A 15,343-nucleotide genomic window follows, 5' to 3' on the forward strand; every position below is an offset into this window, starting at 1 on the left:
CCCCCGCCGCGTATCTGCATGGTTGGGTGCAGTATGCGAGACGGGGGTTTATTAGGCGCGTTGCGCTTTAGTGGCGCGTGGTGGCGGTTTAGTGGAAGGAGTCACCGCATGCGCAGGAGCCTGCTGCGTTGGGGTTGTCGATGGAGAAGCCCTGCTTTTCGATGGTGTCTTCGAAGTCGATGGTGGAGCCATCGAGGTAGGGCGCGCTCATCTTGTCGACGATGACTTCTACGCCGTCGAAGTTGCGGACTGCGTCGCCGTCGAGGACGCGCTCGTCGAAGTAGAGCTGGTAGATGAGGCCGGAGCAGCCGCCGGGCTGGACGGCGATGCGCAGGCGCAGGTCGGTGCGGCCTTCCTGCTCGAGGAGGGTGCGGACCTTGGTCTGTGCTACTTCGGTGAGGTTGACGCCGTGGGTCGGCAGTTCGATGGTGGTTGCACTCATTGGTGTTGTCCTTTTGTTTTGTTGGTTGCCCGTGTGCGCCGCGTGTGCGCCGCGTGTGGGTGTTTTAGCCTTCACGATACGCGCCCGGGTGTTTGATGTACAACCTAGGGTGTGCATAGTTCGCCGGGGGCGTGAGTGTTGGTGTGGGGGCTTGACAAATAATTCTGCTTCTAGGATACCGAAAAAGTGGGGGTTGGGGTTTGTGACCTTTCTCCCCCACTTTTTGTGGATGTTTCTCCCCCGCGCTTCCTGAAACTTTCTAACCGAGTGGGTGCTGGTCAGCGAGCGCGTTTAGCGAGCGCCGAGTGCGCTCAGAAGCAGCGCCTCCGCAAGGATTGCGTTCTTGAAGTCCGGGATGTAGAGGGACTCGTTGGCGCTGTGTGCGCGGGTGTCGGGGTCTTCTACGCCGGTGACGAGAATCTGTGCCTGCGGGAAGACGTCCTTCAGGTCGGAGATGAATGGGATGGAGCCGCCCATGCCGGTCTGTACGGGTTCTACGTCCCATGCGGCGCGCATTGCGTCGAGGGCGGTCTGTGCGCCGTCTGCGTCGACTTCGGTGGCGAAGGGCATGCCGGAGTCGACGGCGGTGTAGTTCGCCTGAGCACCGTGGGGTGCGTGTGCCTTGATGTGTTCGGCGAGTGCGCGGTGTGCGTTTTCGGGGTTGTCGCCGGGTGCTAGGCGGGTGCTGATGCGTGCGCGGGATACGACGGCGAGGGTGTTGGAGGAGGTTGCGATGGAGGGGATGTCCATGCCGATGACGGAGATTGCCGGCTGGGTCCACAGTCGGGAGGCAACGCTACCGGTGCCTGCCAGGGGTACGGTGTCGAGGATTCCGGAGTCGTTGCGGAAGTCTGCTTCGGCGTATTCGAGTTCGGGCTCGGGGGCGCGGTGTAGGCCTTCGACGGCTACGGCGCCGGTGGCGTCGTGCAGGGTGGCGAGTAGCTGCGCCATGAGGGTGTGTGCGTCGAGCATGGGGCCGCCGAACATGCCGGAGTGGATGGCGTGGCTGCCGACGCGCACCTCGATGTCGCCGGATGCGACGCCGCGCAGGCTGGTGGTCAGTGCGGGTACGCCGGCACGCCAGTTGGCGGAGTCTGCGACCACGATGTAGTCGGCGGACAGTTCCTCACGGTAGGTGTTGAGGAAGGAGACGAAGGAGGGCGAGCCTGCCTCTTCTTCGCCTTCGATGAAGAGCTTCACACCGAGTTTGAAGTCCTCGCCGAGAGTTTCGTTGAGGGCTGCGAGCGCGGCGAGGTGCACGAGGATGCCTGCCTTGTCGTCTGCTGCGCCGCGGCCGTAGAGGCGGCCACCCTTGCGGGTTGCGACGAAGGGGTCGGTGTCCCATAGGTCGAGGTTGCCGGCGGGCTGTACGTCGTGGTGGGCGTAGAGCAGGATGGTCGGGTAGCCTTCTGCGGCGGGGCGGGAGGCAATGACGGCGGGCATGCCCTGCTTTTCGGTGCCGTCGGCGGTGGTGTAGGTGGCACGTTCGATGCGTACGTTGTTGAAGCCTGCCTTGGTTGCGAGCGCGGCGACTGCCTCGGCGCTGCGGTCTACCTGGGTGAGGTCGTGCGATTCCCAGGCGATGGAGGGGATGGCAACGAGCTCGGTGAGGGTCTGCAGGGTTGCTTCGAAGTTTTTGGTGACGGCGTCGCGGAGGGCGCTGTGGTGGGTGAATTCAGTAGTCATGTTTCTACCTTACCCCTACCTTACCCGCCGCCGCCGGGTGGTTGGGGTTGTTTCAGTTGCTGGTGTGGGCTTGTGGGGGCGGGTTTGGTGTGTGCCGTTCGGGTATGATGGGAGGGTGTTTGGTCGTAAGAAAGAGAAGGCTGAAGCGGAAGCTGTTCAGCCGCAGGTTGTAGAGGAGCCTCAGGCTCCGGTTAATCCGAAGTTCACCCCGAAGAAGGGCCGTCCTACTCCTTCGCGTAAGGAGCAGCAGGCGGCTCGTCGTCAGCCTCTGGTTGTTAATGACCGTAAGGAGGCGAAGGCGCGTGAACGTGAGGCGATGGCGAAGGCTCGTGAGCGTCAGAATGATGCGTTGATGGGTGGCGATCAACGTTACCTGCCCGCCGTGGACCGTGGTTCGCAGCGCCGTTATATCCGTGATTATGTGGATGCGCGCCGTAACCTTGGCGATTTTATGTTGGCTGTGCTGCTGGTTCTGCTTATTGGTGGCTGGATTGCTCAGGGTGTGTCGGGTACGTCTACTGCGGCGGCACCGATTTATTACGGTTCCGTGTACGCAATGTATGCGCTGATGATTCTGTGGGTTGTTGACTACTTTATTTTGTGGCGCAGCCTGAAGAAGAAGCTGATTGCGAAGTTCGGCGAGGTTCAGCGTGGTTCTGGCATGTATGCGTTTAACCGTATGATGATGATTCGTCGTATGCGCCGCCCGGTTCCGATGGTGAAGTACGGCGAGTACCCGCACTAAGTCGTTTGTGCCCTGCGGTGTGGCTCCCTAGTGGCTCTGTGGGGGTTGTGCTTGTTGGGTGTGGGGAGAGGTCCTGAAGGTTCAAGGCCTCTCCCCTATTTTTGTGCCCGCTAATTCTTACCCTCTTACGCGTGGACGTATATGTCGTGGTTATACGCCGGTACGGTTAGGCTTCGATTCGGGAGTAGAGGATCTGCCACCTGCCGTCGCGGTGTTCGAGGGCGAATGTGTAGATTTCTTCTTCCTTGTCGCTGCTCCAGGTTTCTTGGCGGCCGTCGGGTTCTACCTCGGTGTGTTTGTCCCATTCGTGGTTGGTTTTCAGGTAGTAGGTTTGGCCGTCGTCGCTCCAGGGTATGCCTTCGGGTTCGAAGTGTTCGATGCCGTCGATGACCCATCCGCCGCGCTGGTAGAGCGCTTCTATTTCCTTGTAGATTTTGAGTTCTCCGTCGTTTGATGAGGAGAGGAATTCGCGGGCTTTGCTGTAGTCGCCGGTTTGGACGCCGTAGTTGACCCATTGGTTCCAGGCGTCCATGGTTTTGAGGAGGCCGTCGGGGGTCTTTGCGCGGTAGCCGTCTTCGGGGGCGTTGGGTTTGGGGACGTTCTGGGCGGGGCCTTTGGCGTCTGCCTTGCGGTATTCGCTGTTACCGGCATTGTTGCCGGAACTACTGCTTGGGCTGCTGTTGGTGGCAGACTTGCCGGAGGCGGTGGATCCGTCTCCTGCAGTTGTGATGTCGTGCGGTGCGCAGGCGGCGAGTAGGGTGCTGAGGCTGATGAGTGTGCCTCCGGTCAGCATTGAGCGGCGGTTCAGCATGTTCGGGTTCATGGTTGGTCCGCCACATCGTTGTAGTGCATGGTCTCCCGCTTATCTCCATTATGCGCGAGCGCGAACTTATACGCTCAGAAGCCACATGTGTTTCGAAAAGCTACTTCTTTGGTGGCTTTTCGAAACACATGTGGCTTTTCGGCAGAATAGAGGGCGGAATAGAGGGCACGCAAAGGGGGCACCGTTCTCCACCCCTACGGGTAGAGAACGGTGCCCCCTTTCAGCACGCAGAGTCAGCACGCCAAGTCAGCGCGCCGGGAATCATAACGCTCCCGCCTGTACGCCTTTAGCGGCGAGCGCGGCGCAGCTTCACCAGGCCACGGTTAATGTGTGCCGCCCAGAGCGGACCCTCATACAGGAACGCAGTGTAGCCCTGCACCAGGTCAGCGCCAGCGTCCAGGCGCTCCTGCACATCCTCAGCGGTGGTCACGCCACCAACGGAGATGATGGCCAGGTCGTCGCCGATTTCGCGCTTGAGCAGGCGCAGCACCTCCAGGGAGCGGGGCTTCAGCGGCGCACCGGAGAGGCCGCCAGCACCGATTTCCTTGACCTTGGTCATGTCGCTGGTCAGGCCCAGGCCGTCGCGGGCAATGGTGGTGTTGGTGGCGATGATGCCGTCCAGCTTCAGCTCCTTAGCCAGGGCTGCCACCTCGATAACGTCCTCATCGACCAGGTCCGGCGCGATCTTCACGGTCAGCGGTACGTGGCGGTTGGGGCATACGCGGTCTGCCTCTTCACGCACCGCGGCAAGCAGCGGGCGCAACGACTCGATAGCCTGCAGGGTGCGCAGACCCGGAGTGTTCGGGGAGGAGACGTTGACGACCAGGTAGTCTGCCTGCGGTGCCAGGGTGCGGGTAGAGATCAGGTAGTCCTCGATAGCGTTCTCGAGCTCAACGACCTTGGTCTTGCCGATGTTCACGCCGATGACCGGGCGTACGGCGCCGCGGTATTCGGTTTCGAGGTCTGCGCGGGCGGCGGCAACGCGCGGGCCTGCCGCTGCGGCACCGTCGTTGTTGAAGCCCATGCGGTTGATGACAGCCTTATCCTCGACGAGGCGGAAGAGGCGCGGCTGCGGGTTGCCGGGCTGCGCCTGACCGGTAATAGTACCGATCTCGACGTGGCCGAAGCCGATACCAGCCAGCGCGGCAATGCCCTTACCGCCCTTGTCGAAGCCTGCAGCCAGGCCGAACGGCGAAGGGAAAGTAATGCCCATGACGGTGGTTGCCAGTTCGGGGGCAGGCTGGAAGTACTTGCGCAGCGCGCGGGTGATGCCGACGTTGCGCAGGGTCTGAACGCCCCAGAAGCCGACGTGGTGTGCCTTCTCGGGGTCCATGCCCTTGAAGAAGATGTTGAAGAAGGTCGGGTAGATGCGCATTTGTTCTCCCTAGTGTTGGAGGGTGTGGGTGGTTTATGGGGCTATGATCCGGGACTGTATGCCGGGCCGCTACTTGTCGTTGGCGACGGCGTCGACTGCGCCACCGTAGCGGCGGTCGCGGCGCGCATACTCTTCGACAGCTTCCCAGAGGGTGCGGCGGTCAACGTCGGGCCAGAGCACGTTCATGAAAATCATCTCGGCGTAGGCGCTCTGCCACAGCAGGAAGTTCGAGATGCGCTGCTCACCGGAGGAACGCAGGAACAGGTCAACGTCGGGCAGGTCGGGCTCGTCCAGGTACTTCTGGATGGTCTTTTCGGTAATGTTGCTGGGCTTGATCTTGCCCGCCACAGCGTCCGCTGCGATAGCTGCCGCCGCGTCAGCGATTTCTGCGCGGCCGCCGTAGTTCACGCACATGGTGAGGGTGCAGACGGTGTTGTCGATGGTTTCGCGTTCGCAGTGTTCGAGCTCTTCGATGACGTTCTTCCACAGCTTGGGTCGGCGGCCAGCCCAGCGGATGCGCACACCCCAGGTTTTGAGGGTTGCCAGCTGACGTTGCAGCACCTCGGTGGAGAAACGCATGATGAACGCGACTTCGCTGGGTGAGCGCTTCCAGTTTTCGGTGGAGAAAGCGTAGGCGGTCACGTACGGGATGCCCATTTCGATAGCGCCCGCAACAACGTCCAGCAGTGCCGCCTCGCCGGCGCGGTGGCCCTCGGTGCGGGGCAGGCCGCGTTCGTTTGCCCAGCGTCCGTTACCGTCCATGACGACGGCGACGTGCTGCGGAATAAACTTCTTCGGGATCGGCGGCGGGGTTGCCCCGGTGGGGTGTGCGGGCGGGGGTACGGGCTGGGTGCGTGCCATGTGTGCCTTTCTTCCCTGGCGGGTTCTCCCCCGGGGTCGTTTGCCTAGATATGCGCCAGATATAAACCTGGCGTGCTGTTAGCTATTTTACCGTGACACAGCGCGCATGGGTGGGTGCTTCGGGGGTTATTTTGCGTCCTGGTTGGCCCATGTTTGACGCGCCGGCGTGCATCTTTTACGAGGCAGGAATTTCTGCTTCGAGGGCGCTCGCCGTTTTCAGGGGGTGTTCGAGCAGGTTTTGGGTGGTTTTCAGGTAGAGTCCCAGAATTTTGGAGGCGACCGGTACCGGTGCTGCGTCAATAGTTGCCCAGGCGCGCGGATCCGCCGATGCGGTAGCGAGCGCATAGCCGAGCTCTTCGGCATGCAGACCGGTTAGGGGCGTGTCGGTGGCGGGTGCGCATTGGGGGCAGAGAACCGTGTGGTGCCCGTAGGTGTGGGCGGTGTGGAATGCAATGTACCTGCCGCTTCCGCTTGTAGCGACGGGGGTGCTACTGTCTGCCCCGTTATCGCCCCGGCTATCGGTGCTGACAAGCGGGTTACCGCATCGGGTGCAGTTCTCACCGATGAGCGGCCAGCCGGCGGCGTTCATGCTGCGCGCCAGGTAGCGGGTCAGAATCCTCTGCGGCACATGCTGCCCGTGCGCGAGCGCGGCAAGCGCCCCGTGGGTGAGGGTGTAAATATCGGCGGTGCTGTCGGTGTCTTTGGTGAGTGCTTCTGCCAGTTCGGCGATGGTGGAGGCGCACGTGTACGCATCGTAGTTCGCCATGATGGGTGCGGTGTAGGCGTGCAGGGTTGCCGCCTGGGTGATGGTGTGCAGGTTGGCTCTGCCGCGGCTGAAGGACAGGTCGGTGTGCATGAACGGTTCGAGTCGCCCACCGAATTTGGAGGTGGGTTTGCGTACGGCTTTGGCGACGGCGTGGGTGATTCCGCCGTCGCGGGTGAGCATGATGATGATGCGGTCGGTTTCGCCGAGTTTTTGGGTGCGGAGGATGAGGGCGGCGTCGCGCCAGGTGCGGGGTTCGCTCACGGGTGTCTCCGTTCTCAGTACATGCTCGGTAGGTGCGTGGTGGATGCTCAGTAGATGCTGAGGGCAAGATCTACGCGGGTGTTGTGGGTACGGTTCGACCCCTGCCGTATTACCCCGCGTAGGGGTACCGGTCAGGGGTCGGTCCGTAACGTATGGGCGAGGCGCTATTTAGTCCTCGTACTCGATATCGTCGTCGATGTCGTCTTCATCGTCGAGGATTTCTTCAAGGTCGTCCTCGTCTTCATCACCGTAGACGCTCAAGGGGGTGACCTCGTTGTGAGCCTCGAAGAGGGCATCTTCGTAGGCTTCGAAGGCGTTGGCGATTTCTACGTACGCCTCATCGACGGCGGGGTCGTGCTCGCCAGCTCGGTTTACGACGGCGGTCAGGTGCGCCTCCAGCGCGTCAAGGAGGCGGGTGAGTTCGGTGCGAGGATCAATGCTCATGCCATTTATTCTACTACCTACAGGCCGATGGTGTGCGCCGGGCGGTCATGCGGCGGTTTAAACGCGGAACTATGAACGGGTGCGGCAGGTGAATCGGCGGGTAAATTCGGTGCCACCAAGAGAACGCCAAATCCAGAGCGGTAAGCCCAGGTTGGTCAAGCCAGATTGGTCAAGCCAAGCAGCACGCGGCACATCAAGCCCCGCATAAAAACCTTACAGACACAGCGAACCCGCCGTCCCCAGCTTCCCCACTCCTCAAGGGGCGGGTGCCGGGTGCGGCGGGTTCTTCTGTCGGTTAGCTCAGCTTGACGCTGCGCCTACTGAATGTTTGCTTCTTGCGGGTTGAGCCCGAGAGAATGAGAAGCCGGGTTTTTAGAAGCCCAGGGAAGCTGCGGATGCGCGGATTGCCTCAGCGGATGCCTTCAGCTGTGCCAGCTCAGCCTCGTTCATGGGAACCTCGAGCACGCGCTGGATGCCCTCACGGTTCACGATGGTGGGCAGGGACAGTGCAACGTCCTTGAAACCGTACAGCTCGCCTGCAATGGTGGTGGAGACGGGCAGCACTGCGTTCTGGCCGCCGAGGAATGCCTCAGCGATACGTGCGCCGGAGATACCGATTGCGTAGTTGGTGGAACCCTTGCCCTCGATAACCTTGTATGCTGCGCGCATAGCTTCGGTTGCGAGCTCTGCACGGACCTCTTCGGTGAAGACAGGCTTGCCGTCCTGCTCCCACTCGGTCAGGGGAACCATGCCGATGTTTGCTGCGGACCAGACGGGGAACTCGGAGTCGCCGTGCTCACCAACAACGTTTGCGTGAACGCTCTTGATGGAGACGCCAGCCTTGTTAGCAATCAGCCAACGCAGGCGGGAGGAGTCCAGAACGGTACCGGAGGACAGCACGCGGTTTGCGGGCAGGCCGGTGATCTTCTGAGCCACAACGGTGAGAACGTCACAGGGGTTGGTGACGAGCATGATAATCGCGTTGGGTGCTACGGACAGGATGTTCGGCAGCAGCTTCTCGAGGATTGCGACGTTTGCGCCTGCCAGCTCGAGACGGGGCTGGCCGGGCTTCTGGCGAGCACCAGCGGTGATGATGACCATGTCGCAGTCGCGCAGCAGTTCGATGTCGTCGCCACCGGTTACGGTTGCTTCGTGTGCGAACATTGCGCCGTGTGCGATGTCCAGTGCTTCAGCGTGTGCGCGCTTGCCGTCGATGTCGTACAGGACGATTTCGTCTGCGGAGCCGCGGACCATAGCTGCGTATGCGGTTGCGCTACCGACGCCGCCTGCACCGATGACGCCGAGCTTGGTGGGGTTGTTGACACCGTTCATTGCTGTATGCCCTCTTTTCGTGAGAGTTATCCGTGTGGTGCGAGAGGATTCTCGCGGGGTTTATTAGGAAGCGGGTGTGTGCCTCGGGGTTGAATTTCCTTGGGTGGGCGTTCTTCCCCGGTGAGCTTGCTTCGTTACGTTCTATTATGCCGCAGATTTTGCGTTTTGTGTTGGGTTATTTTGCTTTTTTCGATGGGTGCTGGTGACTTTATGGGCTATGAGGGGTGTTTTTCGCTCACAAAACCAAATAATGACCTTCTGACCTTTTGAGCAAGCTCACATGTCGCTCTCACATATCACTAAAGTAGCCCTCAACATCCACGGCACCGCCGGAAGCCTCAAAATCAGCACGAACCGCCTGCGCCAACTTGTCGTCAATCAGGAAATCCAAAGCCACAGAAGCCAAACCGAACGACGCATCCAAAGCAGCATCCACCGCCGCCGGAGTGTCCGCACAGTGCGCGAACTCCACCGTGTGCATACCGGTACCTTCGGGCGCAATCTGAATCAGCGGGTGAATACCGGGCACGCGCAGGCTCACATTACCGAAATCAGTAGAAGCCGCCAGGGTGTCACTGACCGTGCCAGGCGGGTACGGGTGGCGACCCACCGAACGCTGAGCCGAAACCCAACGCTTCAACAGCGGACGGTTCGTGCGCACTGGCATGGTCATCGGCGAAGAATCCCACGTCACCTCCGCACTCACACCAGCCATGAGCGCCGCACCGCGCAGCACCTCCTCAACCCGTCGCGACAGCGCACGCAGAGTCGGCGCATGCTTAGAACGGATATTAATGTGCAAGCTCGCGGCGGCAGGGATCAGGTTCGGAGCGTCCCCGCCGTGATCAATAATCGCGTGAATACGGTCAGAACCGGGAATCTGCTGACGCAACAAACCCAAACCCTGATACGCCAGATTCGCCGCATCCAGGGCGTTACGACCCATAAACGGGTGCGAGGAAGCGTGCGCGCTCACGCCCGTATAAGTCACGCGACATTCACGGCGACCCAACCACGCCTGATCAGCCACATCCATAAAGTAGGGGTGCACCATAATGGCGGCATCCACCCGCTCGAATGCGCCGGCGCGCGCCATCAGCTCCTTACCGGCATCCGACTCTTCGGCAGGCGTGCCGTAGTAGAGGACCCTGCCGCTGAACGCCTCGGGGTCGGTGGCGAGCGCATCCGCCAGGGCAAGGAAAGCGCCCAGCCCGGATACCGCGATGACGTTGTGGCCGCAGCCGTGACCGATGCCCGGTAGCGCGTCGTATTCGGAGAGAATCGCGATGGTGCGGTGCTTGGCGGGGTCGTAGTCGGCGCTGGTGAGCTCCACCTTGAACGCGGTATCCAGACCGAAGGCAGGGTGCTCGATACTGAGGTTCGGGTGGGCTTCGCGGACCGCATCAACGAGCGTGCGGGAGGCGAAATACTCCTCGTAGGCAGTCTCAGGATGCGCGTGAATCGCCTTGAGAATTGCGGTCAAAGAATCCGCACGGGAGGCAACGGAATCGGCGAGGTCGCGGCGAATATGCGCCAGTCCGCTGTCTTCGTCGAGGTGGTGACCGTGGCCCTTTCCGTGACCATGGCGCTCGCCGTGGCTACGTTCCTGCTCAGGATGCGCATGGTCAGCATGCTTCTGCTCGGGCTGCGCAGACCTACGCTTGCGGCGGTGCTCAGTGGCACGCTTACGCTGCTCGGTTTCAAGGGCAAGGATCTCGGAGTACTCGCTACCGCGCACGCAATCAGCATCGGGCGCATCATAGTGGCGGGTTATTGCGGCGGGTCGGTTCGGTGCCGTTCGACCGGAACTGTCAGAAGTAGGCTGGGTGTGGGCGGCGGTGCCCTGTGCGTTCGCGTCAGTCATGCTTCTACGCTACCGTCTGCGCTCGCCGGGCGCTAGATGCTCGGGCGTGATGGAGTCGAAAACACCCAAAAAGAAATTTGTGTCACATAAAAGAAATTTTGTATATATCCTAGGAATCTTTGATTTATAGGAGTAGCGTTAAGCACATGGGAGCGACAATCCAGCCGCACCCGTCACCATCCGGCGCTAGCGATGCGAATGCCGGCAGGACAGTTCACAACCGGTCCAAACCATGTCGTTTGGGCCTCTGTCAACGCTGTGACAGACCCATGGATGCGAACCGTACCGGCAAAGCACACACCGCAGTGAGCGCCATAACCACGCTAAGGAGCTCCATCCCATGAAGGCAGCACGCTTCTACGACCGTAACGACATCCGCATTGAAGACATCCCCGCACCCGAAGCCGCTGCGGGCGAGGTTCTGATCAAGGTCGCATGGTGCGGTATTTGCGGTACCGACCTGCACGAATACCTGGACGGCCCCATCTTCTGCCCCCAGCACGGTCACCCCCACCCCATTTCTGGCGAGGACTCCCCCGTCACCCTCGGTCACGAATTCTCCGGTGTTGTTGAGGCACTGGGCGAAGGCGTAGACGACCTTGAGGTTGGCGACCACGTTGTCGTCGAGCCCTACATCATTCGTGATGACGTCTACACCGGCCCCGACTCCAAGGACTACCACCTGTCTAAGGACATGAACTTCATTGGTCTGGCAGGTCGCGGTGGCGGTCTGTCCGAGAAGGTTGCTGTCAAGCGCCGCTGGGTTCACAAGATCCCTAACACCATTCCCCTGGACGAGGCTGCACTGATTGAGCCCCTGAGCGTTGGCTACCACGCTGTTGAGCGTGCAGGCGAGTTCGAAGAGGGCGCATTCGCACTGGTTACCGGTGCTGGTCCCATCGGTCTGCTGACCTCCGCAGTTCTGAAGGCTAAGGGCGCTAAGGTTATTATCTCCGAGCTGTCCCCGCTGCGTCGCCAGAAGGCTCTGGACTCCGGTGTTGCTGACTACGCTTTCTCCCCCGCAGAGACCGACGTTCTGGCTGAGATTCACAAGCTGACCGACGGCCGTGGCGCCGACATCGCGTTCGAGTGCACCTCCGTTCAGCCCGCACTGGACCTGATTCTGGATGCCCTCAAGCCCACCGGTAAGGTCGTCATCGTCTCCATTTGGGGTAAGCCCGCTTCCCTGGATGTTCAGAAGATTGTGCTCAAGGAGCTCGATATCCGCGGCACCATCGCATACGTGAACTCCCACCCGGAGACCATCAAGCTGGTTGAGTCCGGCAAGATTGACCTCAAGCCCTTCATCACCGGCAAGATCGCTGTGGAAGACCTGATTGACAAGGGCTTCGACACCCTGATCCACCACAACGAGACCGCTGTGAAGATTCTGGTCACCACCGACCCGGAGCGTCTGGCTGAGTAATCTCTTCAAACGATACTGATTCGTTCAGTTTCAGCTGATGCAGCTGTTCTTCTAGCTTCCTTAGCGTAGCTAGTGTGGGGTGAGGTTCTTTCAAGGAGCCTCACCCCACTATTTTTTGCGTGCTTTTTACCGGACATACAACCGAGCATACAAAAATCCCCGGTTCCGAAGAACCGGGGATTATCTGTGCGCGAGGGGGGACTTGAACCCCCACCCTCTAATACGAGGACTAGCACCTCAAGCTAGCGCGTCTGCCTATTCCGCCACCCGCGCAGGTGACTTTCGAACGTTTTCCTTTCGGTGCCGTTCGAAGCAACACGTAATACTATACGGGTTTTCTGAACACTCCGCAAATCGAAAGAGTATGTTCTGTGTCACATATTGAGTATCGTTTATTTCAAACCGCGTCGCAGCCCCTCCCACCTCAACTAATATGACGGGCACGCCCACTCAACTGCCATATTTTCGGTCATAACGACTAGAATAAAGAGCATGAATAATGAGAACCTCTCCCGCGAAGAAGCCGCAGAACGTTCGGCTCTCATCAGTGTCGACACCTACGACGTGCATGTTGACCTGACTAACGCCAAGGACCCCGAATTCGAGTCCTACCCCACCGTCACCACCGTCCGATTCTCCTGCAACACCCCCGGCGCAGAAACCTTCATCGACTACATCCACCACAGCGTCGACTCCGTTAAGCTCAACGGCACCGAACTGAACCTGGCTGATGTCGTCAACGGCGCACGCATCACCCTGCCCAACCTGCAGGCAGAAAACGTGCTCACCATCCACGGTCGCTCCTACTACTCCCGCTCCGGCGAAGGTATGCACCGCTACTTCGACCCCTCCGACGGTCGCGTCTACCTGTACACCCAGTACGAGCCCTCCGACTGCCGCCGAGTCTTCCCGAACTTCGAGCAGCCCGACCTGAAGGCAGTCTTCAACTTCCGCATCACCGCACCCAAGGACTGGGTCGTCAGCTCCAACGGCGTACTCGAATCCCAGGTCGTAGACCCCACCGACGACTCCATCACCAAGCGAGTCTTCTCCCCCACCGCAAAGATCTCCACCTACATCACCGCAATCGTTGCCGGCGAATACTTCACCGCAACCACCACCTACAAGCCCAAGAGCAAAGTCAACAGCGGTGACATTCCCCTGGTCGTCTACTGCCGCCAGTCCCTCAAGCCGCACTTCGACTACGACCACATCTTCAAGGTCACCAAAAACGGCCTGGACTTCTTCCAGGACCTCTTCGACTACCCCTACCCGTACCCCAAGTACGAGCAGGCATTCGTGCCCGAATACAACATCGGCGCAATGGAGAACCCCGGCCTGGTCACCTTCACCGAAGACTACATCTTCGTCTCCGGCGCAACCGAGGACGACCTCGAAGGCCGTACCAACACCATCTGCCACGAAATGGCACACATGTGGTTCGGCGACCTCGTCACCATGAAGTGGTGGGACGACCTGTGGCTCAAGGAATCCTTCGCAGACTTCATGGGCACCCTCGGCGCTAAGGAAGCCAACAACTTTAACGACGCATGGGTCACCTTCGCAAACAACCGCAAGGCATGGGCATACATGCAGGACCAGCTGCCCACCACCCACCCCATCGTCGCTGACATCCCCCACCTGGAAGCAGCATCGCAGAACTTCGACGGCATCACCTACGCAAAGGGCGCATCCGTGCTCAAGCAGCTGGTTGCCTACGTCGGCTTCGACACCTTCATCGAAGCAGCACGCGTGTACTTCAAGCGCTTCGAGTGGGGCAACACCTCCCTGAACGACTTCCTGCAGGTACTCAACGAGGTGTCCGGCCGCGACATGCAGGCATGGGCTAACGCATGGCTGCAGACCTCCGGCGTGTCCGCACTGGGCACCAAGCGTGTCTACGGCGAAGACGGCCAGCTCACCGACCTGATTCTCACTCAGGAACTGCCCGCACAGCAGCCCGCAGGTCTGGGCCGCCCCCACGTGGCAAAGCTGGAAACCTTCGCGCTGACCGACGGCAAGCTCACCTCCACCGGTCTGCTCTCCCTCGAGTACCCGGCAGAGCCCGTCTCCGAGTACCGTGTGGAGCTCACCGAGGAGCAGAAGAAGCTCGTTGGCGAAGCTGACCTGCTCATGCTTAACGCAGAAGACCACACCTACGCCAAGGTTGCTCTGACCGACGAAGACGGCCTGCAGGCAGCTATCGAAGGTGTCTCCACCCTCGAATCCGCGCTCTCCCGCGGCCTCATCTGGGGCTCCCTCTGGGAGAACGTGCGCGATGCACGCCTGCCTGTCACCACCTACGTCGACGCAGTCGTACGCAACGTCTCCAAGGAACCGAGCGCATCCCTGCTGGGCACCATGGTCAACAACGCACAGGTCGCTATCGCAACCTTCTCCGCACCCACCGGCCGCGAGCGCCTCTACGACGCTCTCTACGACGCATTCGCAGCCGCACTGGCACAGGCTAAGCCCGGCTCCGACGAGCAGCTGATTCTGCTGCGCGCCCTGATTTCGGTCTCCACCAACGCGACCAAGGGTGAAGAGCTCTGCCGCGATATTGCTCGCGGTGCTTTCGAAGACACCACCGGCGATATTGCTGACGCAACCGGCATTCCTTACGACCAGAACCTGGGTTGGAGTGCACTGGGTGCGCTCGCAAGCCGCGACCTGGTGACCGTTGAGGATCTGGACCGTGCGGCGAAGTACAGCCCCTCCTCGATTTCTTCGAATGGTTACGCGTACGCGATTGCTGCCCTGCCCTCTGCTGAGCGTAAGGCTGCCGCGTACAAGACCATCATGGAAGACGAGTCGCTGTCGAACGACGCTCTGGCTTCGACCATTAACGGTTTTGCTCGCGGTCCGGTTGAGCTGCGTGAGTCCTACTACGACTCCTACTTTGAGGCCCTGCTGCCCATTTGGGCGTCCCGTTCGATTGGTATGGCAACCCGCATTGTGCGTGGCCTGTACCCGAAGGCTCCGTACAACACCGGCTCCACCGAGGGTCTGGGTGTTGAGGGTAACCCCTCCGTTGCGTTGGCTCAGCGTTGGCTGGAGGCGAACCCCGAGGCTCCTTCGGCTCTGCGTCGTCTGGTTCTGGAGGCTCAGGATCACGGCCACCGTTCGATTGTGGCTCAGAAGTTCAACGCCTCCCTGCAGGACTAAGCTGCATGGTTTGAGGGCTTGTGGCGGGGTGTGAGCCGGTATCTAGGCTAGGTTCCGCTCTCCCCCGCTAGGTTCTCTAGCCTCTTTGAGAGACTGCCGTTCGGCACGCTCCCGGTAACGCACCGGGACGCGCCGGGCGGTGGTCTTTTTCTG

12 protein-coding genes and 1 tRNA gene are annotated in these 15,343 nt (G+C 60.6%); 3 read left to right on the forward strand and 10 right to left on the reverse strand.

Going from position 1 to position 15,343, the window contains the following annotated elements:
- Positions 1 to 88: 88 nt before the first annotated feature.
- Positions 89 to 442 (reverse strand): HesB/IscA family protein, encoded by a 354-nt coding sequence (locus HMPREF2845_RS05180; RefSeq protein WP_049337623.1) that lies wholly within the window; start codon positions 440 to 442, stop codon positions 89 to 91.
- A 291-nt stretch (positions 443 to 733) separates the two neighbouring features.
- Entirely contained in the window at positions 734 to 2,128 is a 1,395-nt protein-coding gene (locus tag HMPREF2845_RS05185) for a M20/M25/M40 family metallo-hydrolase (RefSeq protein ID WP_049341233.1), read from the reverse strand.
- 115 nt (positions 2,129 to 2,243) lie between these two features.
- Between HMPREF2845_RS05185 and HMPREF2845_RS05190 the strand changes: the two genes are divergently transcribed.
- Positions 2,244 to 2,873: a DUF3043 domain-containing protein gene (locus HMPREF2845_RS05190; protein ID WP_070634064.1), complete on the forward strand. Its 630-nt coding sequence runs from the start codon at positions 2,244 to 2,246 to the stop codon at positions 2,871 to 2,873.
- 166 nt (positions 2,874 to 3,039) lie between these two features.
- On the opposite strand, the gene HMPREF2845_RS05195 is transcribed toward HMPREF2845_RS05190, so the two are convergent.
- From HMPREF2845_RS05195 to HMPREF2845_RS05225, 7 genes are all read right to left on the reverse strand, one after another.
- The gene (locus tag HMPREF2845_RS05195; RefSeq protein WP_070634065.1) at positions 3,040 to 3,696 is read right to left on the reverse strand and encodes a DUF6318 family protein; all 657 of its coding nucleotides are present in this window, start codon (positions 3,694 to 3,696) and stop codon (positions 3,040 to 3,042) included.
- A gap of 286 nt (positions 3,697 to 3,982) precedes the next feature.
- Positions 3,983 to 5,071: a quinone-dependent dihydroorotate dehydrogenase gene (locus HMPREF2845_RS05200; protein ID WP_049341239.1), complete on the reverse strand. Its 1,089-nt coding sequence runs from the start codon at positions 5,069 to 5,071 to the stop codon at positions 3,983 to 3,985.
- Positions 5,072 to 5,140: 69 nt separating this feature from the next.
- Positions 5,141 to 5,932: an isoprenyl transferase gene (locus tag HMPREF2845_RS05205; protein WP_070634066.1), complete on the reverse strand. Its 792-nt coding sequence runs from the start codon at positions 5,930 to 5,932 to the stop codon at positions 5,141 to 5,143.
- Positions 5,933 to 6,107: 175 nt separating this feature from the next.
- Positions 6,108 to 6,959: a DNA repair protein RecO gene (gene recO, locus HMPREF2845_RS05210; protein WP_070634067.1), complete on the reverse strand. Its 852-nt coding sequence runs from the start codon at positions 6,957 to 6,959 to the stop codon at positions 6,108 to 6,110.
- Between the two features lie 168 nt (positions 6,960 to 7,127).
- Positions 7,128 to 7,403, reverse strand: a complete 276-nt coding sequence (locus HMPREF2845_RS05215) for a hypothetical protein (RefSeq protein ID WP_070634068.1) — start codon at positions 7,401 to 7,403, stop codon at positions 7,128 to 7,130.
- Positions 7,404 to 7,775: 372 nt separating this feature from the next.
- On the reverse strand, positions 7,776 to 8,735 hold the full coding sequence (locus HMPREF2845_RS05220) for an L-lactate dehydrogenase (protein ID WP_012903553.1): 960 nt from the start codon (positions 8,733 to 8,735) through the stop codon (positions 7,776 to 7,778).
- A 289-nt stretch (positions 8,736 to 9,024) separates the two neighbouring features.
- Complete coding sequence (locus HMPREF2845_RS05225) at positions 9,025 to 10,599, reverse strand: amidohydrolase (RefSeq protein WP_070634069.1); 1,575 nt, start codon at positions 10,597 to 10,599, stop codon at positions 9,025 to 9,027.
- Positions 10,600 to 10,939: 340 nt separating this feature from the next.
- On the opposite strand from HMPREF2845_RS05225, the gene HMPREF2845_RS05230 reads away from it, so the two are divergent.
- Complete coding sequence (locus tag HMPREF2845_RS05230) at positions 10,940 to 12,025, forward strand: 2,3-butanediol dehydrogenase (protein ID WP_070634070.1); 1,086 nt, start codon at positions 10,940 to 10,942, stop codon at positions 12,023 to 12,025.
- A gap of 187 nt (positions 12,026 to 12,212) precedes the next feature.
- Here HMPREF2845_RS05230 and HMPREF2845_RS05235 read toward each other — a convergent pair.
- Positions 12,213 to 12,298, reverse strand: a tRNA-Leu gene (locus tag HMPREF2845_RS05235).
- 219 nt (positions 12,299 to 12,517) lie between these two features.
- Between HMPREF2845_RS05235 and pepN the strand changes: the two genes are divergently transcribed.
- Positions 12,518 to 15,190, forward strand: a complete 2,673-nt coding sequence (gene pepN, locus HMPREF2845_RS05240) for an aminopeptidase N (protein ID WP_070634071.1) — start codon at positions 12,518 to 12,520, stop codon at positions 15,188 to 15,190.
- Positions 15,191 to 15,343 lie beyond the last annotated feature (153 nt).

The organism is Rothia sp. HMSC065B04 (genome assembly GCF_001812285.1).
Lineage (GTDB): Bacteria > Actinomycetota > Actinomycetes > Actinomycetales > Micrococcaceae > Rothia > Rothia mucilaginosa.